Genomic DNA, 26,326 nt, shown 5'->3' with positions numbered 1-26,326 from the left:
CGGGAAGCTCGCCGCGGCGAACACTGCGAACCGGAAGCGAATGGTCCTCAACAACGCCATGGAATACGCGCGGGAGATCGGAGCCCTGCCAGGCAACCCGCTCAAGGCTGTGAAGTGGACCAAGCCCCGGACGCTTTCCACCGTGGACCCTCGCACCGTGATCAACATCGAACAGGCTCGCCGGTTCCTCATGGCGGTACGTAAGGACAGCAAGCGGGGAGAGCGAATGGAAGCCTTCTTCGGCTGCATGTACTACGCCGCCCTACGCCCGGAAGAGGCCGTCGACCTGCGCCGGGAACATCTCGTGAGCCTCCCTGACGATGGCTGGGGAGAGATAGATGCGCCTGACCAACGCTGAGCCCCGCGCCGGAAGCCGCTGGACCAACAGCGGCCAGCCCAGGGAACGTCGCGCCCTCAAGCATCGAGCGGAAGGCGAGACTAGATCGGTGCCGATCCATCCGGAGTTGGTCACGCTGCTACGGGCGCACCTGAAGGCGTACGGCGCTGGCCCCGATGGGCGCGTCTTCGTGGAACCCCGAGGCGGGATCATGACCGATCGCGCCTACCTCAAGGTCTTCCATGACGCTCGTGAGAAGGCATTCTCAGCCGAAGAAGCCGCGTCGCCCTCATGGACGTGCCATACGCCCTGCGGCACGCCGCCGTGTCCACGTGGCTCAACGCGGGAGTCCGGCGCCCCAGGTTGCCGAGTGGGCAGGGCACAGCGTGGACGTGCTCCTACGGGTCTACGCCAAGTGCATCCACGGGCAGGAGACCGAAGCAATGCGCCGGATCTTGGACGCCACGAAGCCCTGAAAACTTCGGCACGTATTCGGCACGATCACCCGTAGGGAGCCGTTGACGGCCGGACACCATCGGACACGCGAAAAGAGCCCCGGACCCGCATCGCTGCTGGTCAGGGGCTCTTTTCCTGCTGGTGGCAGGTCCAGGGTTCGAACCTGGGTAGGCTGAGCCGACGGTTTTACAGACCGCTCCCTTTGGCCACTCGGGCAACCTGCCTTGTCTTCCGCTCGCTGCGGCGACAGGTAGAAGAATAGCGGACTTCCCGGGTGCACGTGACATGGGTTCCGGCTCGGCCCCCTCACCCACCGCAGGGCCCCGGAAATACGGGAGCAGGCATGACAGCCCACCGGCCATAGTGGGACGGTGATCAGACAGGCGGAGCGGGCGGATCTCGCGGCCCTGGCGGAGATCGAGAGGGCGGCGGACGGGATGTTCGTGCCGCTGGGCATCGTCTTCCCGCCGGGCACCACGGTCATCGAGGAGTGCGACGATCCCAGGCGTGTCATCGTGGCAGGCCGGCCGCCCATGGGGTTCGCTCTGCTCGGGGTGGTCGACGGACTCACCCACCTCGAGCAGATCGCCGTACATCCCGATCACGGCAACCGAGGGATCGGGACCCGGCTCCTCGAGGCCGTCTCCAGAGCGGCCGCAGAGGCCGGTACTGCGGCGGTGACGCTGACGACGTTCCGGGACGTGCCGTGGAACGCCCCCTGGTACGCCCGGCGCGGCTTCCGCGTCGTACCACCCCACGAGTGGGGGCCGGAGCTCACCGCGCTGGTCGAGCACGAGCGGGCCCTCGGCATAGAGGTGGCGCCCCGCGTCGTGATGAGGAAAGACCTCTGATCACATCGGGGCCCACTAATCTCGAAGGGTAACGGAGAGAGGACACGGACACCGATGGCCGACAGCAGTTTCGACGTGGTGAGCAAGATCGACCGGCAGGAGGTCGACAACGCCCTGAACCAGACGGTCAAGGAGGTCGGGCACCGCTTCGACTTCAAGGGTACGGGCGCGAGCATCTCCTGGTCGGGGCAGAAGGACATCGAGATCAAGGCGAACAGCGAGGAGCGGGCCAACGCGGTTCTCGACGTCTTCAAGGAGAAGATCGTCAAGCGCAACCTGTCCCTCAAGATCCTGGACGCGGGCGAGCCGAAGCTGTCCGGCAAGGAGTACCGCCTGGTGGTGTCCCTCAAGGAGGGCATCGACCAGGAGAACGCCAAGAAGATCTCCAAGCTCATCCGGGACGAGGGCCCGAAGGGCGTGAAGGCGCAGATCCAGGGCGAAGAGCTCCGGGTCAGCTCCAAGAAGAAGGACGACCTCCAGGAGGTGATCTCCCTGCTCAAGGGCAAGGACCTCGACATCGCCCTTCAGTTCGTCAACTATCGGTGACTCGCGTCACATCCGCACTACCAGTACAAGGCCCTGACCTGCGGGTTCAGGGCCTTCGTCATTTCCGGCGAACCCCGGACCATGACCATTTGGTTGCCCGAAGCAACGATCAGGATATGATTGCTTAGGGTAACTAAGTTTGATCACACGGGGAAGGACTTCGATGGCGAATGCGATGACGCGGGAGACGCCGCCAGGCACGGCGGCCCCCGCGATGACGCACCGGGAGATCCTGGAGGCGCTCTCGGGCCTGATGCTGGGGATGTTCGTCGCGATCCTGTCGTCGACCGTCGTGTCGAACGCGCTCCCCACGATCACCGCGGAACTGCACGCGGACGAGACGACCTACACCTGGGTGATCACCGCGACCCTGCTCGCGGCGACGGTCTCGACGCCGATCTGGGGCAAGCTGTCCGACCTGTTCAGCAAGAAGCTGCTGATCCAGCTCGGGCTGATCGTGTACGTGATCGGCTCCGCCATCGCCGGCCTGTCGCAGAACCCGTCGATGCTGATCACGGCGCGGGTCGTCCAGGGCCTCGGCGTCGGCGGCCTCACCGCGCTGTCCCAGGTGATCATGGCAGCGATGATCTCGCCGCGAGAGCGGGGGCGCTACTCGGGCTACCTGGGCGCGGTGTTCGCCGTCGCCACGATCGGCGGCCCGCTCATCGGCGGGCTGATCGTCGACACCTCGTGGCTGGGCTGGCGCTGGTGCTTCTACGTCGGCGTGCCGTTCGCGATCCTCTCGCTGATCGTGCTGCAGAAGACCCTCCACCTGCCGGTGCTCAAGCGCGACGTGCGCATCGACTGGGGCGGCGCGGTCCTCATCGCCGCCTCGGTCTCCCTGCTGCTGATCTGGGTGTCGTTCGCGGGCAACAAGTACGACTGGCTGTCCTGGCAGACCGGCGCGATGGTCGGCGGGGCCGTCGTGCTCGCGGCGCTGTTCCTCCTGGTGGAGTCGAAGGCCAGTGAGCCCATCGTCCCGCTGCGCCTGTTCAGGATGCGGACGGTCAGCCTCGCGGTGGTCGCCAGCGTGCTGGTCGGCGTGGGCATGTTCGGCGCGACGACCTTCCTGAGCCAGTACTTCCAGCTCGCCCGCGGCGAGACGCCCACGGTGGCCGGCCTCATGACGCTGCCGATGATCCTGGGCCTGGCCATCTCCTCCACGGTCTCCGGGCAGATCATCACCCGCACCGGCCACTGGAAGGTCTTCCTGGTCTCCGGCGCGTTCTTCCTCACCGCCGGGTTCGCGCTGATGGGCATGCTGCGGTACGACACCGACTACTGGCTCGTCGCGGTATTCATGTTCTGCATCGGCGTCGGCATCGGCATGAGCCAGCAGAACCTCGTGCTCGCCGTGCAGAACCAGGTGCGGGCGGAGGACCTCGGCGCGGGCAGTTCCGTGGTCGCGTTCTTCCGTTCCCTCGGCGGTGCGATCGGCGTGTCGGCGCTGGGCGCCGTGATGGTCAACCGCGTGAAGAACTACCTGGAGGAGGGCCTGGCCGCGCTGGGCGTCAAGGGGACCGGCGCCGACAGCGGCTCGATTCCCAAGCTGTCCGCGCTGCCCGCCCCGATCCGCACCGTCGTCGAGAGCGCGTACGGCCACGGCGTGGGCGACCTGTTCCTCTACGCCGCGCCGGTCGCCTTCCTGGCGCTGGTCGCCGTGCTGTTCATCAAGGAGGTCCCGCTGCGGACCAGCGCGATCACCGTCCGCGCCGACGCGCCGGAGACCGACGAGACCCTCGACCCCGAGGTCGCCCGCCAGCGCAACGGCGCCGTGACCGGACGCCACGCTCAGCGAGACAGGCAGCAGCGCGACCCGCAGCGGCCGATCACGGCCGAGGCCGAGTTCGCCTCGCCGAACGGCCACGCCGCCACGCAGCCCCTGAGCGCGCAGCCATTGGACGCGCAGCCCCTGAACGCGCAGGTCCTCACCGCCACGCAGGCTCAGCCGTACGCCGCGCTCGCCATGGAGACGCACGAGCCGGGCGGCGTGGGCATCCGCGGGTTCGTCAAGGGCCAGGACGGCGTGCCCGTGGGCCGCGCCACGCTCACGTTGATCGACGTACGCGGCCACCAGCTCGGCCGTACGGTCACCAGGGACGACGGGGGCTACGCGCTCGGGACGCCGGGCAGCGGGACGTACGTGCTGATCGCGTCGGCGGGCGACCGGGAGCCGCAGGTCGCGACGCTCGTCGTGGGCGACCAGCCGGTGGACTTCGACATGGTGCTCGCGGCGTCGGGCCGACTCGTCGGCACCGTACGCGGGACCGACGGGACGCCGGTCGCCGACGCGGTGGTCGTCGTGACCGACGTGCGCGGCGAGGTCGTGGCCAGCAGTTCGACCGACCCTCAGGGCGGCTTCTCCTTCTCCGGCGTCGTGGCCGGCACCTACACGCTCACGGTCAGCGGCGCGGCGTACCGTCCGGCCGCCGTCCCGATCGAGGTGCTGGGCACCGGCCAGACCCGGCACGACGTCGTGCTGCTCCCCGGCGCGCGGGTGCGGGGGACGGTCCGCGTCAAGGACGGCGTGCCGCTGGCCGACGCCAGGGTCACGCTGCTCGACGCCGCCGGCAACGTGGTGGGCGTGGCGACCACCGGCGAGGACGGCGAGTACGCCTTCACCGACCTGACCGGCGGGCAGTACACCATCGTCGCGAGCGGCTACCCGCCCGTGGCGAGCACGCTGAACCTGGGCGGCCAGGGCGACGAGCCGTACGACGTGTGGCTGGGACACGAGCGATGAGCGTCTCCGAGGCGGTCCCCAGGGGATTGCACGCCCTGGTCAGGAGCAAGGATGGCTGGGCCGTGCAGCACGCGGTCGTCACGGTGACGGACACGACCGGCCACCAGGTGGCGCGGGCGGAGGCGGACGCCGACGGGCAGGTCGTCACCGCCCCGCTGCCGCCGGGCGTCTACACGGTGGTCGCGACCGCGATCGGGTACGCGCCGGCCGCGTCCACCGCGATCGCGACCGCCTCGGGCGCCGCCGAGGCCGGCACGCTGGTGCTGGCCCGGCAGGGCGGCACCGAGCTTCCGCCGCCCGGCGTGTGGACGATCGACCCGGAACACTCGAAGATCTCGGCCACGGCCCGGCACCTCGGCCTCAGCAGCGTGCAGGGGCGGTTCACCGAGTTCTCCGGCCGGATCGAGATGGGCGCCACTCCGGAGGAGTCGTCCGTGGTCGCCGAGATCGTCGCCGAGTCCATCGACACGGGCAGCCGGATGCGCGATGATCACCTGCGATCCGCGGACTTCCTCGACGTCCCGGTGCACCCGGTCATCACGTACCGGAGCACCGGGCTGTCGCCGGCGGGCCCGGACCGGTGGACGGTGCACGGCGTGCTGACGCTGAGCGGCGTCACCCGCCCGGTCGATCTCGACATGACCTACCTGGGCACCGGACCGGACCTGTGGGGCGGGCTGCGGGCGGCGTTCCGCGCGGTCACGGAGTTGCGCCGCGAGGACTTCGCCATGACCTACAACCAGGTCGTCCAGGCGGGGATCTCGCTGATCGGCGCGACACTGAAAGTAGAGCTGGACATCCAGGCGGTGCGCGGGTAGACCCCCTGCCACACGCAGTCAGGAGGAGGCAGGCCATGACGGAGGCGGAGATCGCTCCCCGACCGCCCACGGCCGGCGAACGCGAGGCGTACTGCGCGGTCGAGCGGCAGCTCGCCATCCTGCTGCGGCGCGCCAAGGCGTTCTCCGCCGGGATGGGGCGCAAGGTGCATCCCGAGCTGGACCCCGGCGCGTACGGCCTGCTGGTCCGCATCGACCAGAGCTCGCCGATGCGGTCCAGCGACCTGGCCGCCTACCTGCGGGTCGGCCGGGCGACGATCAGCCGCCAGCTCAAGGTGCTGGAGGAGCTGGGGCTGATCAGCCGCAGTCCCGACCCCGAGGACGGCCGGGCCCACCTGCTGGCCCTCACTCCCGAGGGCAGCAGGCGGCTCGACGACGCGCGGTCGGCCCGCGAGGGCCAGCTGCGCACGCTGCTGGCCGCTTGGCCGGAGGAGGACGTACGGCTGCTCGCGCGGATGCTCGAACGGTTCAACATGCTCACCGAGGGCATGCATCCCTGACACCAGAGGTAACAGGCGTTACTGCCTCCGTTCCATGCGGTGGCCAAACCGTCATAAGGGACGCTTAAACTGCGCCTCAGACGTTTTCGCACCACAGCAAGGAGGCCGGTGTGGCTCCCTGGTCCACCTATCGGAAAGCCGCGAGCATCGGGGCGGTGGCGCTGGCGGCGGCGCTGACCGTCACCGCCTGCGGGAGCGACTCCGGCGGCTCGGGCACGGCGACGGCCTCGGCCGCCCCCGGCGGTGTCGCCCTCGTGAACGCCGGAAAAATCACGACCTGTACGAACATTCCGTACGAGCCGTTCCAGTTCAACCAGGGCGGCAAGGTCGTCGGGTTCGACGTGGACATCGTCGACCTCGTCGCGAAGAAGCTGGGCGTGACCCAGGACATCGTGGACATCGACTTCGCGGCGATCAAGAGCGGCGCCGCCCTGAACGCCCGCAAGTGCGACGTGGCCGCCGCCGGTATGACGATCACGCCGGAGCGGCAGCAGAACCTGCTGTTCTCCGAGCCGTACTTCGACGCCACGCAGGCGCTGATGGCCAAGAAGGGCAGCGGGGTCACCTCTCTGGACGACGTCAAGGCCAAGAACCTCAAGCTGGGCGCGCAGGCGTCCACGACCGGCCTCGACTACGTCAAGAAGCAGGGCCTCGATCCGATCGAGTTCGCCGACTCGCCCAAGGAGCTGCTCGGCCTGCAGACCGGCCAGGCGGACGTGATCGTGCAGGACCTCCCGGTCGTGCTGACCTGGCTGAAGAAGCCCGACATCGGCGCCAAGTTCGAGCAGGTCGCCAGCCTCGACACCGGTGAGCAGTACGGCATCGGCATGAAGAAGGACAACACGGCGCTCAAGAAGGTCGTCGACGAGGTTCTCGCCGCCGCCAAGTCGGACGGCACCTACAACCAGATCTACAAGAAGTGGTTCGGCACCGAGCCCGGCGGCACGTCCGGCGGCGCTTCGGACGGCTCTTCGACGGGTGAGAGCCCGGCCGCGACCGGAACCGAGTCGCCCGCCGCCGGGTCATGAGCGCTGTGAGCGAGCAGCAGGCCACCTCTCCCGCTGAGCCCCGCAAGGGGCTCAGCCCGCGCAAGAAGCAGCGCATCAGCCGGGTCATCCAGTACGCCGTGCTGGTGGTGATCCTCGTCGTCCTGGTCGCGCTGGCCGACTGGAAGGCGATCGGCGAGTCGTTCTTCAACCTCGACGTCGCCGGCAAGGGCCTGCCCGAGCTGTTCACGGTGGCGTTGCGCAACACCGTGATCTACACGCTGTCGGGCTTCGTCCTCGGCTTCGTCGTGGGTCTGGTGCTGGCCCTGATGCGGCTGTCCTCGGTCGCGCCCTACCGGTGGGTGTCGGCGATCTACATCGAGATCTTCCGCGGTCTGCCGATGCTGCTCATCTTCCTGATGATCGGCAGCCTCCCGCTGGCGTTCCCCGGCTTCGAACTGCCCGGCGGCGTGTACGGCAGCGCCGCGCTGGGGCTCGGCGTCGTCTCGGCGGCGTACATGGCGGAGAACTTCCGGGCGGGCATCCAGGCGGTGCCGAAGGGACAGTTGGAGGCGGCGCGCTCGCTCGGCATGCCGCACATGCGGGCGATGGTGTCGATCATCATTCCGCAGGCGATCCGGATCGTGCTGCCGCCGCTCACCAACCAGCTCGTCACGCTGCTGAAGGACTCCTCGCTGGTGCTGATCCTCGGCGTCACCGCCGCCCAGGTGGAGCTGGCCAAGTTCGGCAACGACGAGTCCTCCACGTACGCCAATCCCACACCGATCCTCGCGACCGGTCTGACGTACCTGCTGATCACGATTCCCCTCGGATACGTGGCGAGGCGGCTGGAAGCGCGCCAGGGAGCGGGCCGATGAGCACCGTCGAGATCAAGAACCTGCACAAGTCGTTCGGCAGCCTGGAAGTGCTGCGCGGCATCGATTTCACGGTCGAGAGCGGCCAGGTCGTCTGCGTGATCGGACCGTCCGGCTCGGGCAAGTCCACGCTGCTGCGCTGCGTGAACCTGCTGGAGCAGCCGACCTCCGGCACGGTGGTCGTGGACGGCGTCGACCTGACCGACCCCGACGTCGACATCGACGCCGCCCGGCGGCACATCGGCATGGTGTTCCAGCAGTTCAACCTGTTCCCCCACCTGACGGTGCGGCGCAACGTCACGATCGCCCAGGAGCGGGTGCTCAAGCGGAGCAAGGGCGAGTGCGACCGCGTCGCCCGGGAGAACCTGGAGAAGGTCGGCCTCATCGAGAAGATCGACGCCTACCCGCCCCAGTTGTCCGGCGGCCAGCAGCAGCGGGTGGCGATCGCCCGCGCACTCGCCATGAACCCCTCGCTGATGCTGTTCGACGAGCCGACTTCGGCGCTCGACCCCGAGCTGGTCGGCGACGTGCTCGCGGTCATGCGGAAGCTCGCGGAGGACGGCATGACCATGCTGGTCGTCACCCACGAGATGGGCTTCGCCCGCGAGGTGGCCGACCGGGTGGTGTTCATGGACGGTGGCGTGATCGTCGAGGACGGGCCGCCGGAGCAGGTCATCGCCGACCCGCAGCACGAGCGGACCCGCGAGTTCCTGCGCCGCGTGCTGCACCCTGGCGTCTGACGGCACCTTGGCGTCTGACGCCCGGAGCGCCCCCTTCGTGGAACAATGGCGTACTTCGACAAGGGGGATGGGCGGGTGGGCGCGCTCTCGGAGCAGGTGCGGGCGGCGATCGCGAGCAACGTGCGGCACGCGCGGCACTCACGCGGGCTCAGCATCCGCGATCTGGCGGACCGCTCCGGCTTCAGCAAGGCGCTGCTGTCGCAGATCGAGCGCGGCCTGGCCAACCCCACGGTCGAGGTGCTGGCGGGGCTGGCCGAGGCGCTCGACCTGTCCTTCGCCGACATCACCCGGACGCCGCTGTACGAACCGCAGGTGATGCGCCGCGCCGGCGACGACGCGGCGCGCACCCTGCTCAGCTCCCTCGATCGGCGGCGCTTCGAGCTGTACGAGACGCCGCTGCCGCCGGAGCACGCCCATGAGAGCGCGCCGCACGGGCGGGGGTCGGAGGAGTTCGCCTACGTCCTGTCCGGCTCGGTGACCCTGGAGGTCGCCACGTACGAGGTCAGGCTCGAGGCGGGGGACGCCGTGCGGTTCTCGGCGGAGGCCGAGCACGGCTACCGGACCGGCGGGGAGCCGGCCCGGCTGCTGACGCTCGTCTCGATGCCCTCCGACTGAGTGATCAGCTGAGCGCGATCATGCTCCGGTAGCTCGGCCGGCCGTACCACGCGAGCCGGTCCAGCGTCGCGGCGGGCAGCGGCAGGTCGAGCGCGTCGAGGTAGGTCTCCCCCAGGTGGGCGTCCGTCCAGGGGTCGTTGACGTGGAAGACGTCCCCGTCCACCCCGTGGACGGCGATCCAGTGCGGGCAGCTCTCGTCGTGCATGCCGAGCTGCTCGATCAGCACGAGCGCCACCCCGCCGTCCTCGACCACCGCGCGGAGCCGGTCGAGGTCGAAGGCGGCGGTCTCCACGCCGATGCCCCGGTGGGCCAGCTCGGCCCGGAACCCCGTCTGGATGAAGCGCCGCAGCTCGCGCTCCTCGTCCGTACGGCACAGCTCCAGCAGGGTCGGGGCCTCGGTGGACAGCAGCACCTCCGGCCTGACGCCCCGGCCGGCGGCGGCGAGCGCGAGGCCCAGCGGGTCGCAGCCGGCCACCGTGGTCGCCTCGCGCCACAGCCGCAGCTCCTCCTCACGGGTGGGCTCGCCCGACAGCCCCAGCCCGGCCAGGGCCATCTGCAGCGCCACGGGCCCGCAGGTGAAGTCGGTGGTCTGGCGCATGTACGGCAGCGCCCGCGCGGGGGGCCGGTCGCGCCAGCGCACCTGCCCATAGCCGGTTTCGGTGCCGCCGACGACCGGGCCCGCCCAGGTGGGCACCGGCACCTCCCGGTAGCCCCGGCCGAGCGAGCGTTCCCACGCCGCGTCCCGCGCCGCGAACCACCGCTTGACCGCCACCGCGCCCTCCCGCCAGGCGCGCTCCTCGATGGTGCGCACGAGCGTGTCGGCGACCGCGTCGTCGGACGCCCACACGTCCACGATCTTCCGGTACGCGGTGAGCGGCCTGTGCACCTCGAAGGCGGCCCCGGCCAGAGTCCCGTCCTCCGTACGGGCCGTGACGAGCGTGCGCACCTGCACGCCGCCCGCGAGCCCCCAGCGACGCAGCAGGTCGGCGGGCACGACGTCGAGTCCGTCGGCGACGGAGGCCACGTCCCCCGTCACGGGCAGCACGTCGACGCGTAGTTCGGTCATCAGGATCTTCACTCCGCTCGGGTCGCCGCCGGCACGGACGCCAGCAGCCGTTGGGTGTACTCGTGGGTGGGAGCGCCGAGCACGTCGCCGACCGGCCCGGTCTCGACGACCCGGCCGCGGTGCATGACGTACACGCGGTCGGCGACCTGCCGTGCGACGGCCAGGTCGTGGGTGATGAACAGCAGGGTCAGCCCCAGGTCGCGGCGTAGGTCCGACAGCAGGTTGAGCACCTGCGCCTGGACCGAGACGTCGAGCGCCGAGACGGGCTCGTCGCAGACCAGCACCTCGGCGCCCGGAGCGAGGGCCCGCGCGATCGCCACGCGCTGGCGCTCGCCGCCCGACAGCGCGCGGGGCCTGCGCCGGGCGTACGCCGCGGGCAGCCCGACCAGGTCGAGCAGGCCGGGCACCTCCGACCGGGGGCGGCCCGCCGCCCTGAGCGCCTCGGCCAATGAGGCGCCGACGGTGAGGCCGGGGTTCAGCGCGGAGTACGGGTCCTGGAACACGTACTGCACCCGCCTCGGGCCGGTGGCTCGGCCGCCGAACTCGACGCTGCCGCCGTCAGCCCGTTCGAGGCCGACCACGCATCGCGCGAGCGTGGTCTTGCCGGAGCCGGACTCGCCGACCACCGCGACCGCCTCCCCCGCCGCGACCTCCAGGTCGACCCCGTCGAGCGCCGGCCCGGCCGAGCCGGGGAACCGCTTGGTCAGCCCGCGCACGGTCAGCAGCGCAGACGATGGGCCCGCCACCGGAGGAACGGCCGCGGCGGAAGGTGCGACGACCTGGCGCACGTCCGAGGGCCGCACGCACGCCGCCGCATGCCCGTGCGCGACTTCCGCCAGGGCGGGCTCCGCCGTACGGCACGCCTCGATCGCCAGATCGCACCGGTCCGCGAAGGCGCAGGCCCCGCTCACCGCGTACGGCCGGGGCACCGAGCCGGGGATCGTCGGCAGCGCCGGCAGGCGGTGGGTGACGGGCGGGTCGCAGGCCGCGAGCCGCGCCGTGTAGGGGTGCGCGGGCCGGTCCATCACCTCGGCCGCCGGGCCCTCCTCGACGAGCCGCCCGGCGTACATCACCATGATCCGGTCGGCCCTGGCCCGGGCGAGCCGCAGGTCGTGGGTGATCAGGATGAGGCCCGTCCGACGCGCCCGCTGCAGCCCTGCGACGAGTTCGAGGACCTCGTGCTGGGTCGTCACGTCCAGGGCCGTGGTCGGCTCGTCCGCGATCAGCAGGCCGGGGCCGGCGGCCAGCGCGGCGGCGATCGCCACCCGCTGGCGCATGCCGCCGGAGAGCTGGAAGGGGTACCGCTCGGCCACCTCGGCGGGCAGCCCCACCTCGGCCAGCAGGCGGGCGACCCCGGCGGCGCGCCCGGCGCGCGGCAGCGCCCATCCGATCTGCTCGCCGCAGCGGTGCCCCGGCGACAGCGAGGTGAACGGGTCCTGGAGCAGCAGGGCGATCTGCGATCCCCGGATGCGCTGCCAGGGCGTACGCGCCGCGGCCAGGTCGTACGCCTGCCCGGACAGCTCCAGCCGCCCGGTGGCGTGCACGCCCTCGGGCAGCAGGCCGGTCAGCGCCCTGGCGGTCATCGACTTGCCCGAGCCGGACTCGCCGACGATCGCCACGGTCTCCCCCGGCGCCAGCCTCAGGTCGATTCCCGTGACGAGGACGCCCGCCGCCGAGGTCACCCGTACGTCCCGGGCGTGGAGCAAGGGACTCATCGCGCCACCACCCTGCGGTCGAGCAGCTCGGACAACCAGTCGCCGAGCAGGTTCACCGCGGTGGCGGTGAGGATGATCAGCACGCCGGGCACGACGGCCGCCAGCGGGTTGTCGCCCAGCAGCGCGCGCCCGTCGGCGAGCTGGCGTCCCCAGTCCGGCGCCCCGGGCGGCACGCCGAGCCCGAGGTACGACAGCGAGGACAGCGCGACCAGCGCGAACGCCACGTTGAGCAGGAGGTTGGCGACCACGATCGGCACGATGTTGGGCGCGATGTGCCGGAACATGATCCGCGTCGGCCGGATCCCGAGGATCTTGGCCGACTCGATGTAGGGCCGGGGCGTCTGCTCCATCACCGCTCCCCGCACGAGCCGCACGTCGGACGGCGAGAACAGCACGATCAGCACGGCGACAGTGACCCAGTAGCCGCGCCCCACGAGCCCGGCGACGACGATGGCCAGCAGCACCGACGGCAGCGCCAGCAGCAGGTCGGCGTAGCGGCCGGCCAGCATGTCCACGATCCCGCCCCGGTAGCCCGCGAAGGTCCCGAGCAGGACCCCGATCACCATCGACCCCACGGCGACCACGATCGGACCGGCCAGCGCCGAGCGGGCGCCCGCGAGCGAGAGCTGCAGGATGTCGCGGCCGAGCTGGTCGGTGCCGAACAGGTGGCCCTCGACGCCCGCACCGACCACGCCCAGGTAGACGTCCTGGTCGAGGGCGTGCGGCGCGAGCAGTTCCCGGCCCGCCGCGAACACCGCGACGGCCGCGAGCACGACGGCGGACAGGATCGCCACCACCGGCGGCCGCCTCCGTATCCTCCGCTTCATCGGTTTCATCGCCGCACCGCCCTGGCCCGTACGCGCGGGTCGATCGCGAGGTACGACAGGTCCACGGCGAGCGCGGTCACCGACACGACCAGCGCGACGACGAGCGTCAGCGCCTGCACCACGGGGATGTCCTTGAACAGCACCGACTCCTCCATCAGCGAGCCGAGCCCGGGCAGCGCGAAGGTGACCTCGATCAGCACGGTCCCGCCGAACAGGTAGGCCACCATCAGGCCGAGGCTGGTCACGATGGGGATCGCCGCGTTGCGCAGCACGAGGCGCAGCACCCTGCGTTCGGACAGGCCGCGTCCCCGGGCGAACGTCACGTAGTCCTGGTCCAGCTCCCGGATGACCGCCGCCCTGGTCAGCTTCACGACGAAGGCGCCGAGCCCGCACGCGAGCGCCACCGCCGGGAGGACGAGATGCCAGAGGGCGTCGAGGAACCCCTCGCCGGTGCCGTAGACGGGGAACCAGCCCAGCCCCAGGGCGAAGACGTACAGCAGGATCAGGCCCACCGCGAAGCCGGGCGCGCTGACGCCGACGACCGAGGCCGCCACGATCATCCGGTCGAGCGGCCGGCCACGCCGTACGGCGGTGGCGATCCCGGCCGGGACGCCAGCCAGGACCGACAACAGGAACGCCAGCCCGGCCGTGGCCGCCGTGACGCCGGTCCGGTCGAGCAGCAGCGGCCCGACCTCCCCGCCCGTGCGGATGGACGTGCCGAAGTCGCCGGTCACCGCGTGGGACAGCCACCACCAGTACTGCGCGAGGAACGGCTCGTCCAGGTGGTGCAGCTCGCGGATCCGGGCCAGGGCCTCCGGCGTGACGTTGCGGGTGCCCAGCAGGTTGCGGGCGACGTCGCCGGGGGCGAGGTACAGCAGCGCGAAGACCAGCAGCGACAGCGCGAGCAGCAGCGCGAGCGTGGCGGCCGCCCGGCGCAGCGCGAAGGCGAGGACGGCGCGGTTCACTGTGCTGCCTTCATTGGGCCGCGTAGACCTGCTGCGGCCAGTCGGCCAGCAGCGTGTAGGAGGTGTAGTCCCTGACGCCGATCGCGCTGCCGAACGCGGTCGCCGCCTGGCCCCACCACAGCGGCAGGTACGCGAGGTCGGCGGCCTGCGCGGTCTGGGCCTCGATCAGCAGATCGGCCCGCTTCGCCGGGTCGGCCTCGGCGGTGGCCTTCGCCATCGTGGCGGTGATCGTGTCATTGGCGTACTTGGCGGGATTGCCCTCGCCGAGGAACCAGGCCGCGAGCTCGCCGGGGTCGCCGGTGGTGTTGAAGTACCACATGTAGCTCAGCGGCGGGAATCCGTTCAGCTCGGCCAGCCACTGTTCGATCGGCAGTTCCTTCACCTCGAGCGTGATGCCGATCTTCTTCAGGTCGGCGGCGAACGCCTGCGCGGCCGTCCCCAGGTGCGGGCCGGTGTTCGGATAGGACAGGCTGGCGCTGAACCCGTTCGGCACCTTCGACTGCGCCAGCTCCTGCTTCGCCTTCTCCAGGTCGTACGCGTACTGGGGGACGGCGGCGAGGCGCCGCGTCGCCTCCTGCGGCGTCCACAGCCCGCCGAACTGCTCGGGTGTGGACAGCGCGGTGGCGACCTGGCCGTGCCCGCGCAGGATCTTGTCCACGATCGCCTCGCGGTTCACCGCGTGGGCGACCGCCCTGCGGACGTGCACGTCGTCGAACGGCGCGGCCTTCGTGTTGAAGGTCAGCCCGGCGTACGAACGGTCGGGCGCGTAGACCACCCGGGTGCCTGCGGCGCCCTCCCACTGGCGCGACTGGGCCAGCGGCACGTTGAGCGCCATGTCGGCCTTGCCGGCCTTCCACGCCAGCAGGCGGGTGTTCTCGTCGGGCACGAACTCGAACCGGATCTTGGCGATCTTCGGCCGGGTGCCGTGCCAGGTGTCCACCCGGGAGAACTCGACGTAGGAGTCGGGCACGAACCCCGTGACCTTGTACGGCCCGGTCCCGACGGGGAGCGCCTGCGGGGTGCCGAATCCGCTCTTCGCGTTCTCCCACGCGGTCTTGGGGGCGATCCACAGGGCGTCGGCGTTCGATGGAAGCCAGGCGAACGCCACGTCGGCGGCCTTGGCGGTCAGGGTGATCTCGGCGTCCCCGGTCTTCTCGGCCTTCTTCAGGTTCCCCCAGTAGGCGGCCGTCGCGGGCGAGACCTTCGCGTCCCTGGCCATCTCGATCGAGTGCAGCACGTCGTCGGCGGTCACCGGGGTGCCGTCGTGGAACCGGGCGTCCGGGCGGAGCCGGTAGACGTAGGTGGTCGGCGACGTGCGCTCGACGCTCGACGCCAGGGCGGGGACGATCTTTCCCGTGGTGTCGACGCCGACGAGCCCCTCCATGCAGATCCCGGCGACGTAGTAGTTGAGGATGCCCGACTCCTGCCCGGGATACAGGTTCGACAGCGAGCCGGGCAGCGACACCCGGAGCACGTCGATCTCCTTGCCGGTGTCCGTGCCGGCGGCGGCGCTTCCGCTCGACGCCTTCGAGCCGGCCGGGGAGGACGGCGCCGCGCCGCAGGCCTCCAGCAGCGCCGCGGCCGACAGCACGGTCATGCCGGTGACCGCCGTCCTGAGGAATCCCCGGCGGGTGTGGACGCCGCGCTCGTCCGTTTCTGCCATGCCACGCCTTCCCTGTGACCTGGCTTGTCTACCAAGCCGCCCCAAATGGATAGAAGCAGTAAACACCACGGAAGGCCGGATCTTCCATCCCTTTCCCGACCGAATGTGTAGAGATCTTGGCGTGGCCCATTCGTGACAGAACCTTCCGCCGCCGCACCGCATCTATCCAGGCGAGACGAAAGGAAGCCCGATGAGAAAACCCGCGATCCTCGCCCTCTCGGCGGCGGCCACGATGGCGCTGACCACCCTCGCCGGCGCCGCCCAGGCGCAGGCGCGTACGGGTGCCGCCTCCGCCACGGCGTCGTCCTCCGCGTCCACCGTCCGGTACGCCTGGCTGAAGGGCTGCAGCAAGAAGGACGACTACTTTCCCTGCGGCTCGTGGCACCTCGCGCTCGGCAACGGCCGTGACAGCGTGTTCAAGGACGCCCAGGTGTTCCCGCGCACGGCGAAAGGCAAGATCGACAAGGGGTCCTTCGCGCCCCTGTCGGTGAGCGGCGACGGCCGGCAGGTGTCGTACTGGCGGAAGAAGGACGGTCTGCTCGTCGTCCGCGACGTGACCACGAACAAGGTACGCGTGCTCCCCCGCGCGGTGTCGAAGCTGCCAAAGGGCCTCGGCATGGGAGACCTCGCCACGTCCCTGTCGCGGGACGGCGGCCTGCTGACGATCGACTACTACGACAGTGACGACAAGATCCCGTCCCTCATCGTGAACGTCCGTACGGGGAAGGTGCGCACGATCCCGGCCGACTCGGCGGTGGTCGGCTTCAGCCCCGACGGCAAGCACGTGCTCGTCTCCCGTGGGACCGCCGAGAACACCAGCCGGTTCAGCGTGTACGACCAGGACGGGCGCCGGACGAACACCCAGGTCGTGCCGCAGGTCGTGGCCAACAACAGCCCGATGGCGCTCGCCGACGACGGCTCATCCGTGGCGGTGCTGATCACCACCTCGTCCGGAGGGCAGCGGTTGCGGGTGTACGACCTCTCGGCCGACACCGTGGGCGATGCCGTGGACGTGCGCGTCCCGAAGAACGAGTCGGCCAAGCGCCTGGAGTGGACCTCCGACGGCGGCCTCAAGCTCTGGGAGACCCTGGACTCGGTGAAGACGGGCGAGACGTACCGTGTCGTCGTACACGGCCTCGACACCGGCACCGGCGCCACCACCAAGCTGGACTCCTTCACGGTGAAGTCCAGCCTGTGGACCTGGTGCTTGCCCGGCGAATGATCCGGACCGCCGTCCGGCAAGGTCTACGAGAAGCTCACCGGCCCGCGTCACCGCCGGTAGCCGGCCATGCGCTCCAGACGGGCGATCCGCGCGGCGACCGGCGGATGGGTCGCGAACAGCCTGCCGATCCGGGTGCCCCGGAACGGATTGACGATCATCATGTGACCGGCGGAGGCGAGCCTGCCGTTCTCCGGGAGCGGCAGCCTGCGGACCTCCATCTCCATCTTGCGCAACGCGGAGGCGAGGGCCAGCGGGTCGCCGGTCAGCCGTACGCCCGCGTCGTCGGCCGCGAACTCCCGCGAGCGCGCGATCGCCATCTGGATCATCGTGGCCGCGACCGGGCCGAGGATCATCACGAGGATGGCGCCGAGGAACCCCGGCCCCTCGTCGTCGTCCGAGCCGAAGAACAGGCCGGCGTACCCGAAGTACGTGATCATCGTGGCGAGCGCGCCCACGACCGAGGAGATCAGGATGTCCCGGTTGTGGATGTGCGACAGCTCGTGGCCGAGCACGCCCTTGAGCTCGCGCTCGTCCAGCAGCCCGAGGAGGCCGTGCGTCACGCACACCACCCCGTCTCGCGGGTTGCGCCCGGTCGCGAACGCGTTGGGCTGCATCGTCGGGGACACATACAGGCGGGGCATCGGCGCGCGGGCCTCGGTGCACAGCTCGCGGACGACCCGGTAGAGGACCGGCTGCTCCACCTCCGCCACGGGCCGGGCCCGCATGGCAGACAGCGCGATCCTGTCGGCGCAGAAGTAGGCGACGCCGCTGACCGCGAGGGCGACCACGACCGCGATCCGGGCACCCGTGCCGCCCCCCAGCCAGGCCCCGGCGACCAGGAGCGACGCGGACAGCGCGCCCAGCAGGACCGCGGTGCGCAGGCGGTTGAGGTGCACGCCTCCTCCTCCCGGTTAGTGCGTCCAGCCCTACCAACGCGCATGGCCTGGACGAACGTTCCCCGTGACGCGCCTCACCCTGAGACGGACAGCACCACCTGCGGGGCGACGGAGAAGACCACGGTGACGGCGACCGTGACGGCGACGGCCACCCCCGCCGCCGCCCTCGTCGAGACCGTACGGCTCTCGCCCGCCGCGGGCGGCGCGAACAGCCGCGCGGTCCAGGCGATGTAGTAGTACAGCCCGGCCACCGTGTTGGCCGCCATGACCAGGGCCAGCCAGCCGAGCCCGCCGTCCACGACGGCCCGGAAGATCACGACCTTCGCGAACAGGCCGGCGAGCCCGGGCGGCAGCCCGGCCAGGCAGACGAGGGCGAAGGCGAGGGACAGCCCGGCGGCCGGGCTCCGCAGCGCCAGCCCCCGGTACGCCTCCAGGTCATGGCCTTCGGGCAGCCGCGCCACCAGCAGGACCACCGCGAAGGCGATCAGGTTCATCGCGGCGTAGAAGACGAGGTAGGCGACCGACGCGCCGACGGCGGCCCGGGGTTCGACGGCGTAGACGGCCAGCGGCGCGAGGATGTAGCCCGACTGCGCCACCGACGACCAGGCCAGCAGCCGGACGGCCGCGCGCTGCCGCATCGCGAGGACGTTGCCCGCCGTCATCGTCAGGGCCGCGACGACCGCCACTCCGGGAGCCCACAGCGCCGCCTTCGTCGGCAGCGCGGACGTCAGCAGCAGGATCAGCCCGGCGAAGCCCGACGCCTTGGACACCACCGACAGCAGCGCCGCGACCGGAATCGGGGCGCCCTGGTAGACGTCTCCCGCCCAGGAGTGGAACGGCACCGCGGCGATCTTGAACGCGAAGCCGGCCACCACCAGCACGATCGCCGCCGCCGTGACCTGGGCCATGTCCCCGGCCGTACGCAGGGCGGCGTCGATCCGGTCGAGGTGGGCCGAGCCGGTCACCCCGTAGAGCAGCGAGACGCCGAACAGCGTGATCGCGGTGGAGACCACGGAGACCAGGAAGAGCTTGAGTGCCGCCTCGGAGGCGCGGCCGTCATGGCGCCTGAGCGCGGTCAGCGCGAAGACCGGCAGCGACACCAGTTCCAGCGACACCACCAGCATGATGAGATCGCGGGAGGCCGGCAGCAGGACCGCCCCGGCCAGCGTGGCCGACAGCAGGAAATACCACTCCCCGGCCGGAATCCGGCTGCGTTCTCCGGGTCCGGCGTCGCGTCCCGCCGCGATCTCCGTCATCGACAGCAACACGACGACCACCCCGGCGGCCAGCACGACCGCCGCGATGACCAGGGAGAAGCGGTCCACGACGAACGAGCACGACGCCGGGGCGGCCGGGCGCGCAGGTTCGCCACCGAGGGAGGCGGGGACGCAGAACGTGCGCCGGGTTCCGCCGCCCACGGCCTGGACGGCCACCACGGCCAGGGCGGCGACCAGGCCGCCGAGGGTGACGAGACCGAGCACCCGTGCCCCTCCGGGGCGGGCGGGCAGGAACGCGTCGAGCAGCAGCACGAGCCCGGCGACCAGCGCGAGGACCAGCGGCGCCGCCACGGCGGCGTAGTCGATGGACTGGATCACCCCGCCCGTCACGGCGCCACCCCCGATCCGAGGAGCGACTGGACGGCGGGCGTGGTGACCGCGAGCAGGGCCTTCGGCCACAGGCCGAACAGCACGATCAACGCCACCAGCGGAAGCCAGGCCGCGAGCTCGTGGACCGTCACGTCCCCGAAAGGCCGCCGCCCCCGGCCCACCTCCGCGGCATCGGCGACGCCCGGCCCGTGGGCCCTGGCGGCACCCGTCGCACCGGCCTCTCCTTCGTCCGCCGCGACGGCGCTCGCGCGAGCGATCTCCTGTTCCGCCCACTCCCGGTCCAGTGCGGCCACGGCGGCTCCGGTCGCGACGGGCTCGACCGGTTCCGCGCCCTCCCCCGCCTCGCTCAGCACCTCGCGCACGCCCTCTGCGGTGGCGACCGGCGGCCCCGGCGGCTCGAGAGGCCCGGCGGGGACGTTCTCGACCACCCGGCCGTGGGTCACCCGCGACAGCATGCCCAGGAAGTAGGCCGCGGTGAGCACCGTGCCGAGCCCGCCGACGGCCATGAACACGAGGAACAGCGGCCGGGAGAGCCCGGCGGCCGGACTGAACGCGCCGAGCAGCGCGAGCATCTCCCCCCAGAACCCGGCGAGGCCGGGCAGGCCCAGCGAGGCGACGCAGGCGAAGGTCAGCAGCGACCCGATGTACGGCAGGCGGCGCAGCATGCCGCCGCCCAGCCGGACCATGTCGGCCGTGCCGTACCGCTCCTTGACGGCTCCGGCGAGGAAGAACAGCAATCCGGTGATCAATCCGTGGGCGACGTTGGCGAACAGGGCGCCGTTCAGGCCCACCGGCGTGAGCGAGGCGAACCCGAGCAGCACGAAGCCCATGTGGCCGACGGACGAGTACGCGATCATCCGCTTGAGGTCGCGCTGGGCGAGGCAGGCGAGCGACCCGTACGCGATGCCGGCCACGGCGAACGCGCCGAGCCAGGGAGCCAGGGCCGCCGCGCCCTCGGGGAGCACCGGGATCGCGATCCTGGCGAAGCCGTAGGAGCCCATCTTGAGCAGCACGCCCGCGAGCAGGACCGAGCCGACGGTCGGCGCCTCGGTGTGCGCGTCGGGCAGCCAGGTGTGCAGCGGCCACATGGGCGTCTTCACCGCCAGGCCGAGACCGATGGCGAGGAACGCGAGGATCTGCGCCGACCTGGCCATGCCCGAGCCGTGGCGCCCGGCCAGCGCGACCATGTCGAGCGTGCCGGCCTGGGTCCGGACCACGAGCAGGCCGATGAGCAGGACGGCCGAGCCGAGCAGCGTGTAGAGGATGAACTTCACCGCCGCCGCCCGCCTGCCCGCGCCGCCCCACAGGGCGATCACGAAATACATCGGGACCAGCACGACCTCGAAGAACACGAAGAACAGCAGCAGGTCGAGGGCGAGGAACGTGCCGATCATGCCGACTTCGAGCACGAGCAGCGTGACGACCAGCGCGGCCGGGCGGCCGCCCGCGGGCGGGTGCCCGGCGAGGTGGACGAAGCACAGGAACGTCAGCAGCGCGGTCAGCACGACGAGCGGCAGCGAGACGCCGTCCACGCCCAGGTGGAACCGCAGGCCGAGGCCGGGGATCCACGGCCGGTCGGTCTGCAGTTGCATGCCGGCGGGACGCGCGTGGTCGAAGACCGCGGCGAGCGCGACGGCGAGGACCAGCACCACGCCGGAGACGGCGATGCCCCAGGCCACCGCCCTGTCCCGTACGGCCGGGACGGCGGAGACGACGGCCCCCAGCAGCGGGACGGCCACGAGCGCGATCGGCAGCCAGCTCACGTCGCCACCACCGCTCGAAGCCGCACCCGACCGTGCCGGGCCCGCCGGGTCATGTCAGCACCACCGCCGCGACCGCGATCAGCACGAGCCCGGCCAGCAGGCCGGTGACGTAGAGCTGCGCGTTGCCGTTCTGGGCGAGCCGCACCAGGCCGGAAAGGCCGAGCGTCGCCCGGCCGGAACCGCGGACCGCGCCGTCCACCACCCGCGCGTCCGCGCGGACCACCCCCCTGGCCAGGCGCAGGACGGGCCGGACGACCAGCGCCGCGTACACGGCGTCGACGTGGAAGGCCCGCTCGCACGGCGCCCGGAACGGGCCGAGCAGCCGGGCGGGGTCCTGCTCGGGCGCGGCCCGCCACAGGGCGTACACGATCCCGGCGCCGAGCAGCGCGACGGCGAGGCTGACGGCCGCCGGCCCCCACTCGACCTCCACACCGGCCGCCGGGCCCGCGAGACCGAGCAGCAGGGCGGGCACGGCCAGCACGCCGGCCGGCCACAGCATCGACGGGGGCGCCTCCCGGCCGTCGAAGACGTGGGCGACGCCGGGCGGCGGCTCCGGGAGCGGCTCGATCCGGGCGGGACCGAAGAACGTGCGCAGCCAGGCGCGGGCGGCGTACGCCCCGGTCACCCCCACGGTCAGCAGCGCCGACGCGTACACGAACGGCTGGGCAGGTCCCGTCCCGTGCTCGATCGCCGAGATCACCGCGTCCTTGCTGAAGAAGCCGCTCGCGGGCGGCAGCCCGGCGAGCGCGGCGAAACCGATGGTCATCGTCCAGAACGTCACGGGAAGGGCGGTGCGCAGCCCGCCCATGTGACTGATCAGGTTCGACCCGACGTGGTGGATCACCAGGCCCGCGCAGAGGAACAGCAGGGCCTTGAACGCGCCGTGCGACACGAGGTGGAACATCGCCGCCCGGTCGGACCCGGCGGCCAGTGCCGCGGCCATGTAGGCGAGCTGACTGATCGTCGAGTAGGCCAGCACGCGCTTGAGGTCGTCCTGCGCGAGCGCGGCGAGCGCGGCGCCCAGCATGCCGACGGCCGCGACCACGCCCAGCACGTCGAGCGTGGGCGGCGCCGCGAGGAAGGCGGGATAGAGCCGGGCGACGACGAAGATCCCGGCCGCCACCATCGTGGCCGCGTGGATGAGCGCGCTGATCGGGGTGGGGCCGGCCATCGCGTCGGGCAGCCAGGTCTGCAGCGGCACCTGCGCGCTCTTGCCCGCGACCCCGGCGAGCAGCAGCAGCGTCGCGGCGACCAGCGTTCCCCTGGGAATGTCGGCGCGCAGCACGTCGTCGATGCGGAAGCCGCCCGCCGCCGCGCCGAGGACGAAGATCCCGAACAGGAAGCCGACGTCGCCGAGCCGGGTGACCAGGAACGCCTTGACCGCCGCCCGGGAGTTGGCCCGGTCCTCCCACCAGTGCCCGATGAGCAGGTAGGAGCACAGGCCCATGATCTCCCAGCCGACGTAGAGGACGATCAGGTCCCCCGCGTAGACCACCAGCAGCATGGCACTGGTGAACAGGCTGACGAACGCGCTGTAGGACGGGTAGCGGGGTTCGTCCCGCATGTACCCGACCGAGTAGACCTGCACCGCCAGCGCGACCACGACGACCAGGATGCCCGCGAGCACTGACAATCCGTCGGCCCGCAGAGTCAGGGAGATCGGCACCGACCCCGTCTCGACCACCGTCAGCGTGCCCTCGACCCGCCCGGGCAGCAGCTCCGACCAGAAGCGCCCTTCCGATACACCCGTTCCGTGCGCGAGGGCGACGGCGAGCCACACCGTGAGCGCCGCCGACGCCGCGCCCGGGGCGATCGCGAACCACGCCGCCCGCCGATACGCCATTCGCTCCGTACGAGTGCCCAGACGAGTCGCGAGCAGCCCGGCCACGGCGGCGGCGAACGGCAGCAGGACGATCAGGGCCACCACGGCGGTCACGAGGCGCCCTCCCCATCCGGGCGCCCCGGGTCGGGTGCCCGTACGACTTCGGCGAGCGCCCGCAACCGGTCGACGTCGACGGTCCGGCGCGTACGGAAGACGGCCAGCACGATCGCCAGCCCCAGGCCCACCTCGGCCGCGGCGATCACGATGACGAACAGCGTCAGCACCTGGCCGCCGTGCAGGCGGTCCCTGAGCCAGACGTCGAAGGCCACCAGGTTGAGGTTGACCGCGTTGAGCATCAACTCGACCGACATCAGCACGAGGATCGCGTTGCGCCGGGCCAGCACGCCGTACACACCGATGGAGAACAGCAGGGCGGAGACCACCACCGGGTAGACGACGTGCACCTCGCTCACCGCCTCCGGGCCGTCGGCCTGGTCGATAAGGTCAATAAGGTCGAGAACCGGATCATTCCCGCCCCCTGATGTCCGTACGGGACAGGACGATCGCGCCGATCAGCGCGGCGAGCAGGAGCACCGACAGCGCCTCGAACGGCAGCACCCAGATGCGGAAGACGCTCGCCCCCAGGGGTTCGGCCGCCCCCTGCCCGGGATGGAGCGGCGCGTACGCCGTGCGGAAGCCGGTGACGACCACGGTGACGAGCACGGCGGCGGTCGCGACGGCGACCAGCGCGGCGGCCCACCGGTTGCCGGAGTCGAGGCCGGCGGAGGGCCCGATGGGCGCGCGGGTCAGCATGATGCCGAACAGCAGCAGCACCACGACCGCGCCCACGTAGATCAGCACCTGCACCCAGGCGACGAACTCGGCGGTCAGCACCAGGTAGCCGCCCGCGAGCGCGCCGAAGCAGACGACCAGCCACAGCGCCGCGTGGACGAGTTGCCTGGTCGTGACGACCAGCAGGGCCGTGCCGACGGCGACGGCGCCGAGCAGCAGGAAGACGACCTCAGGCCCCGAGGGCGGCCACAACCCCGGCGCCTGGGAGGTCATCGCTCCCCCTCGGGCCCGTCCTTCTTCTGCGGCGGCGATCCGGCATTCCTGGGCAGCGAGCCCGGCGGCCGGATGGAGCGGATGTCGCGCATGGCTCTCGGCGGCTCACGACGCGGGCGGCTCTCCGGCCCCTTCGCGGGTTCCGCCGCCGGTCGCCGCGCCGCCTCTCCCGCGGTTTCCCGCGCCGCTTCCCGCGCGGTCTCCTGTGCCGTGTCTCGCGCGGTCTCCTGTGCCGCTTCCTGCGCCGCTTCCTGTGCCACGGACGCGCCCTCGGCCGGTCCCTTCACGGGCGCGGGCGGCGCCGTACGGCGGGCGGGCGCCGGGCGGGAACCGGCCGACAGTTCCTTCGGCGACTCGGCGCCGACCTCGTGTGCCGGTGGGGGCGGCACGGTGGCCGCCCACTCGCCCAGCCTGTCCTTCTCGTGTAGAAGGTCGCGGATGTCGTACTCGGCGTACTCGAACTCGGGCGACCAGAACAGCGCGTCGAAGGGGCACACCTCGATGCAGATGCCGCAGTACATGCACAGGGAGAAGTCGATCGCGAAGCGGTCGAGCACGTTGCGAGCGCGCGGACGGCCGCCCTCGGGCGCCGGCAGGGTCTCCTTGTGGGAATCGATGTAGATGCACCAGTCGGGGCACTCGCGCGCGCAGAGCATGCAGACGGTGCAGTTCTCCTCCACCAGGGCGATCACGCCCCGGCTGCGCGCGGGCAGGTCGGGGTGGACCTCCGGGTACTGCTGCGTCTCCGACTTCCGCAGCATGTGCCGCATGGTCACGGCCAGGCCCTTGGCCAACCCTTCTCCTGGAATGCGCACCACAGGCTCATCATCGCGCACTATCGGCGGCGAGTGAACGTGTGACTCCATCCCGGCTGTTTTCCACACTGTCCACACCGTCATCCCCAGGGTTGTCCACAGGATGTGGGGAGAAGAGGGGCGCGCAAACACCCACAAATACGTATCGTCTGGACCATGAACGGCTATGGGGGGCCGGGAGGTTACCCGCCCGGACCGCAGGGACCACCGCAGGGGCCACGGGGTCCGCAGGGACCATACGGACCGCAGGATCCGTACCGCCACCGGGGGCCGTACGGACAGCAGGGTCAGCAGGGGCAGCCGGGGCCCTACGGCGTCTATCCACCGCCGCCCGCACAGCCACCTGTGCCGCTACCTCCGCCGCCACCGATTCCCCCGACGCCGCCGCCCGTGCAGCAGCGGCCGTCCAGCGCCCCCAGCTACCTGTGGGCGCTCGCCCCGCTGTACACCTGCGGCTTCGGCACTCCCTTCAGCATGATGTACGCGGCCATCCGCCGCCGCAGCGTGTGGTACGGGCTCGCCTCCGCCGGGTACGCCACGGCCACCGGCCTGTGGATCTACCTCGCCGAGCTGTACGAGGCGACGGAGGTGCCGGTTCCGGCGTCCGTCGCCATGGTCCTGTGCATGCTCGGCCCCTGGCTCATCGGCACCGTGCACTCCCTCGCGGTCAGGAGACAGGTGTTCGGCGACGCCGCGCCGTACGAGACCGGGAACGAGCAGGCGATCGCGCTCGCGCAGCACCGTCGAGCGCTGCGGCAGCAGGCCAGGGAACTGGCACAGCACGATCCGGTCATGGCGCGCGAACTGCGGATCGGGCGGCCCGACCTGCCCCGGCAGTACGACGACGGCGGCCTGGTCGACGTCAACCGCGCCCCCGCCCCGGTGATCGCGAACCTGCCCGGCCTGACGCCCGCGCTCGCCGAACAGATCGTGCGCGTACGCGACCAGGTCGGCGGCTTCGTCTCGGCCGAGGACGTGTCGGCCGCCGCCTCCCTGCCCCCGCACCTCACCGCCGACCTCGCCGAATACGGCATTTTCCTCCCATAGTCATTCGGTAATCCCGGTTGTCGTCGCACATATCCCTGGCTGGGCCATCGGCGTTTCCTTAGGCTTTGGGATGCGTCAGCCGTGACAGCGGGAGGGGTCAGTGACGACATCCGAGATCGCCGAATGCAGGGCGGACATGGCCGCGGCCGCCACCGCCGTACGAGACGTTCTCCAGGCGCTCACCGCCGTCCCCGCGATGTTCGGGGACCACACCTGGCAGGGGCATGCGGCCGACCGCTGGGCCGCCGGTTGGAACACCCGCAAAACGCAGCTCACCAGGCTGTTCGACGCCGTACTCGCCGAGCAGCCGCGCCTGATCGCCCGCGTGGAGGAGGCGGAGCGCCGAAAAGCCGCCTCGTAGACCGCCG

The 26,326-nt window shown here is 71.4% G+C and carries 25 protein-coding genes and 1 tRNA gene; 13 read left to right on the top strand and 13 right to left on the bottom strand.

Features of this window, described 5'->3' with window-relative positions:
* Positions 1-40 precede the first annotated feature (40 nt).
* Positions 41-358, top strand: a complete 318-nt coding sequence (locus Msi02_RS43285; protein ID WP_239108457.1) for a site-specific integrase — start codon at positions 41-43, stop codon at positions 356-358.
* Positions 359-932: 574 nt separating this feature from the next.
* Here Msi02_RS43285 and Msi02_RS16595 read toward each other — a convergent pair.
* Positions 933-1,017 (bottom strand) — tRNA-Tyr (locus tag Msi02_RS16595).
* 147 nt (positions 1,018-1,164) lie between these two features.
* On the opposite strand from Msi02_RS16595, the gene Msi02_RS16590 reads away from it, so the two are divergent.
* The 9 genes from Msi02_RS16590 (at position 1,165) to Msi02_RS16550 (ending at position 9,485) form a co-directional block, all read left to right on the top strand.
* The gene (locus Msi02_RS16590) at positions 1,165-1,644 is read left to right on the top strand and encodes a GNAT family N-acetyltransferase (RefSeq protein WP_239108456.1); all 480 of its coding nucleotides are present in this window, start codon (positions 1,165-1,167) and stop codon (positions 1,642-1,644) included.
* A gap of 54 nt (positions 1,645-1,698) precedes the next feature.
* Positions 1,699-2,190 (top strand): YajQ family cyclic di-GMP-binding protein, encoded by a 492-nt coding sequence (locus Msi02_RS16585; protein ID WP_204049187.1) that lies wholly within the window; start codon positions 1,699-1,701, stop codon positions 2,188-2,190.
* Positions 2,191-2,353: 163 nt separating this feature from the next.
* Complete coding sequence (locus Msi02_RS16580; protein ID WP_204049186.1) at positions 2,354-4,933, top strand: MFS transporter; 2,580 nt, start codon at positions 2,354-2,356, stop codon at positions 4,931-4,933.
* The gene (locus Msi02_RS16575; protein ID WP_204049185.1) at positions 4,930-5,751 is read left to right on the top strand and encodes a YceI family protein; all 822 of its coding nucleotides are present in this window, start codon (positions 4,930-4,932) and stop codon (positions 5,749-5,751) included. Before Msi02_RS16580 ends, Msi02_RS16575 begins: the two co-directional genes overlap by 4 nt.
* A 35-nt stretch (positions 5,752-5,786) precedes the next feature.
* Complete coding sequence (locus Msi02_RS16570; protein WP_079313828.1) at positions 5,787-6,269, top strand: MarR family winged helix-turn-helix transcriptional regulator; 483 nt, start codon at positions 5,787-5,789, stop codon at positions 6,267-6,269.
* A 110-nt stretch (positions 6,270-6,379) separates the two neighbouring features.
* Entirely contained in the window at positions 6,380-7,297 is a 918-nt protein-coding gene (locus Msi02_RS16565; RefSeq protein WP_204049184.1) for an ABC transporter substrate-binding protein, read from the top strand.
* On the top strand, positions 7,294-8,133 hold the full coding sequence (locus tag Msi02_RS16560) for an amino acid ABC transporter permease (RefSeq protein WP_204049183.1): 840 nt from the start codon (positions 7,294-7,296) through the stop codon (positions 8,131-8,133). Before Msi02_RS16565 ends, Msi02_RS16560 begins: the two co-directional genes overlap by 4 nt.
* The gene (locus tag Msi02_RS16555; RefSeq protein ID WP_079313831.1) at positions 8,130-8,870 is read left to right on the top strand and encodes an amino acid ABC transporter ATP-binding protein; all 741 of its coding nucleotides are present in this window, start codon (positions 8,130-8,132) and stop codon (positions 8,868-8,870) included. Before Msi02_RS16560 ends, Msi02_RS16555 begins: the two co-directional genes overlap by 4 nt.
* A 45-nt stretch (positions 8,871-8,915) precedes the next feature.
* Positions 8,916-9,485, top strand: a complete 570-nt coding sequence (locus Msi02_RS16550; protein ID WP_204049182.1) for a helix-turn-helix domain-containing protein — start codon at positions 8,916-8,918, stop codon at positions 9,483-9,485.
* Positions 9,486-9,489: 4 nt separating this feature from the next.
* Here Msi02_RS16550 and Msi02_RS16545 read toward each other — a convergent pair whose 3' ends face one another.
* Genes Msi02_RS16545 through Msi02_RS16525 form a run of 5 tightly spaced genes read right to left on the bottom strand, consistent with a single transcriptional unit; the run spans position 9,490 to position 15,721 of the window.
* Entirely contained in the window at positions 9,490-10,551 is a 1,062-nt protein-coding gene (locus Msi02_RS16545; protein WP_204049181.1) for a peptidase C39 family protein, read from the bottom strand.
* An 8-nt stretch (positions 10,552-10,559) separates the two neighbouring features.
* Positions 10,560-12,266, bottom strand: coding sequence for an ABC transporter ATP-binding protein (locus tag Msi02_RS16540; RefSeq protein ID WP_204049180.1), 1,707 nt, complete (start codon positions 12,264-12,266; stop codon positions 10,560-10,562).
* Positions 12,263-13,063 carry an ABC transporter permease gene (locus Msi02_RS16535; RefSeq protein ID WP_239108455.1) on the bottom strand — a complete coding sequence of 267 codons (801 nt, stop codon included), beginning with the start codon at positions 13,061-13,063 and terminating at the stop codon, positions 12,263-12,265. The genes Msi02_RS16540 and Msi02_RS16535 overlap by 4 nt, the downstream gene beginning before the upstream one ends.
* A gap of 35 nt (positions 13,064-13,098) precedes the next feature.
* Positions 13,099-14,058, bottom strand: a complete 960-nt coding sequence (locus tag Msi02_RS16530; protein ID WP_204049178.1) for an ABC transporter permease — start codon at positions 14,056-14,058, stop codon at positions 13,099-13,101.
* Positions 14,059-14,068: 10 nt separating this feature from the next.
* Positions 14,069-15,721, bottom strand: coding sequence for an ABC transporter substrate-binding protein (locus Msi02_RS16525; protein ID WP_204049177.1), 1,653 nt, complete (start codon positions 15,719-15,721; stop codon positions 14,069-14,071).
* A gap of 190 nt (positions 15,722-15,911) precedes the next feature.
* On the opposite strand from Msi02_RS16525, the gene Msi02_RS16520 reads away from it, so the two are divergent.
* Positions 15,912-16,943 carry a hypothetical protein gene (locus tag Msi02_RS16520; RefSeq protein WP_204049176.1) on the top strand — a complete coding sequence of 344 codons (1,032 nt, stop codon included), beginning with the start codon at positions 15,912-15,914 and terminating at the stop codon, positions 16,941-16,943.
* Positions 16,944-16,990: 47 nt separating this feature from the next.
* Here the strand turns inward: Msi02_RS16520 and Msi02_RS16515 are convergent, their stop codons facing one another.
* From Msi02_RS16515 to Msi02_RS43280, 7 genes are all read right to left on the bottom strand, one after another.
* The gene (locus Msi02_RS16515; protein ID WP_079313838.1) at positions 16,991-17,839 is read right to left on the bottom strand and encodes a M48 family metalloprotease; all 849 of its coding nucleotides are present in this window, start codon (positions 17,837-17,839) and stop codon (positions 16,991-16,993) included.
* Between the two features lie 74 nt (positions 17,840-17,913).
* The gene (locus Msi02_RS16510; RefSeq protein ID WP_239108454.1) at positions 17,914-19,446 is read right to left on the bottom strand and encodes an NADH-quinone oxidoreductase subunit N; all 1,533 of its coding nucleotides are present in this window, start codon (positions 19,444-19,446) and stop codon (positions 17,914-17,916) included.
* Complete coding sequence (locus tag Msi02_RS16505) at positions 19,443-21,209, bottom strand: complex I subunit 4 family protein (protein WP_204049175.1); 1,767 nt, start codon at positions 21,207-21,209, stop codon at positions 19,443-19,445. Before Msi02_RS16505 ends, Msi02_RS16510 begins: the two co-directional genes overlap by 4 nt.
* A gap of 49 nt (positions 21,210-21,258) precedes the next feature.
* Positions 21,259-23,145 carry an NADH-quinone oxidoreductase subunit 5 family protein gene (locus Msi02_RS16500; RefSeq protein ID WP_204049174.1) on the bottom strand — a complete coding sequence of 629 codons (1,887 nt, stop codon included), beginning with the start codon at positions 23,143-23,145 and terminating at the stop codon, positions 21,259-21,261.
* Positions 23,142-23,495 (bottom strand): NADH-quinone oxidoreductase subunit NuoK, encoded by a 354-nt coding sequence (gene nuoK / locus Msi02_RS16495; protein ID WP_204049283.1) that lies wholly within the window; start codon positions 23,493-23,495, stop codon positions 23,142-23,144. The genes Msi02_RS16500 and nuoK overlap by 4 nt, the downstream gene beginning before the upstream one ends.
* Positions 23,496-23,556: 61 nt before the next feature.
* Positions 23,557-24,096, bottom strand: a complete 540-nt coding sequence (locus tag Msi02_RS16490) for an NADH-quinone oxidoreductase subunit J family protein (protein WP_204049173.1) — start codon at positions 24,094-24,096, stop codon at positions 23,557-23,559.
* Positions 24,093-24,911 (bottom strand): NuoI/complex I 23 kDa subunit family protein, encoded by an 819-nt coding sequence (locus Msi02_RS43280; RefSeq protein WP_239108453.1) that lies wholly within the window; start codon positions 24,909-24,911, stop codon positions 24,093-24,095. The genes Msi02_RS16490 and Msi02_RS43280 overlap by 4 nt, the downstream gene beginning before the upstream one ends.
* Before the next feature lie 390 nt (positions 24,912-25,301).
* On the opposite strand from Msi02_RS43280, the gene Msi02_RS16480 reads away from it, so the two are divergent.
* Complete coding sequence (locus Msi02_RS16480; protein WP_204049172.1) at positions 25,302-25,958, top strand: ComEA family DNA-binding protein; 657 nt, start codon at positions 25,302-25,304, stop codon at positions 25,956-25,958.
* Between the two features lie 100 nt (positions 25,959-26,058).
* Entirely contained in the window at positions 26,059-26,319 is a 261-nt protein-coding gene (locus tag Msi02_RS16475; RefSeq protein ID WP_204049171.1) for a hypothetical protein, read from the top strand.
* Positions 26,320-26,326: the final 7 nt, after the last annotated feature.

Source organism: Microbispora siamensis (assembly GCF_016863095.1).
GTDB classification, from domain to species: domain Bacteria; phylum Actinomycetota; class Actinomycetes; order Streptosporangiales; family Streptosporangiaceae; genus Microbispora; species Microbispora siamensis.
This window is presented reverse-complemented; position numbering and strand designations above follow the sequence as displayed.

What these genes read in the sequence shown, in the direction of transcription:
- Msi02_RS43285 (WP_239108457.1), top strand. Translation starts at nt 41, where the DNA reads ATGGTCCTCAACAACGCCATGGAATACGCGCGGGAGATCGGAGCCCTG.
- Msi02_RS16585 (WP_204049187.1), top strand. Translation starts at nt 1,699, where the DNA reads ATGGCCGACAGCAGTTTCGACGTGGTGAGCAAGATCGACCGGCAGGAG.
- Msi02_RS16580 (WP_204049186.1), top strand. Translation starts at nt 2,354, where the DNA reads ATGGCGAATGCGATGACGCGGGAGACGCCGCCAGGCACGGCGGCCCCC.
- Msi02_RS16575 (WP_204049185.1), top strand. Translation starts at nt 4,930, where the DNA reads ATGAGCGTCTCCGAGGCGGTCCCCAGGGGATTGCACGCCCTGGTCAGG.
- Msi02_RS16570 (WP_079313828.1), top strand. Translation starts at nt 5,787, where the DNA reads ATGACGGAGGCGGAGATCGCTCCCCGACCGCCCACGGCCGGCGAACGC.
- Msi02_RS16560 (WP_204049183.1), top strand. Translation starts at nt 7,294, where the DNA reads ATGAGCGCTGTGAGCGAGCAGCAGGCCACCTCTCCCGCTGAGCCCCGC.
- Msi02_RS16555 (WP_079313831.1), top strand. Translation starts at nt 8,130, where the DNA reads ATGAGCACCGTCGAGATCAAGAACCTGCACAAGTCGTTCGGCAGCCTG.
- Msi02_RS16550 (WP_204049182.1), top strand. Translation starts at nt 8,916, where the DNA reads ATGGCGTACTTCGACAAGGGGGATGGGCGGGTGGGCGCGCTCTCGGAG.
- Msi02_RS16545 (WP_204049181.1), bottom strand. Translation starts at nt 10,551, where the DNA reads ATGACCGAACTACGCGTCGACGTGCTGCCCGTGACGGGGGACGTGGCC.
- Msi02_RS16540 (WP_204049180.1), bottom strand. Translation starts at nt 12,266, where the DNA reads ATGAGTCCCTTGCTCCACGCCCGGGACGTACGGGTGACCTCGGCGGCG.
- Msi02_RS16525 (WP_204049177.1), bottom strand. Translation starts at nt 15,721, where the DNA reads ATGGCAGAAACGGACGAGCGCGGCGTCCACACCCGCCGGGGATTCCTC.
- Msi02_RS16520 (WP_204049176.1), top strand. Translation starts at nt 15,912, where the DNA reads ATGAGAAAACCCGCGATCCTCGCCCTCTCGGCGGCGGCCACGATGGCG.
- Msi02_RS16490 (WP_204049173.1), bottom strand. Translation starts at nt 24,096, where the DNA reads ATGACCTCCCAGGCGCCGGGGTTGTGGCCGCCCTCGGGGCCTGAGGTC.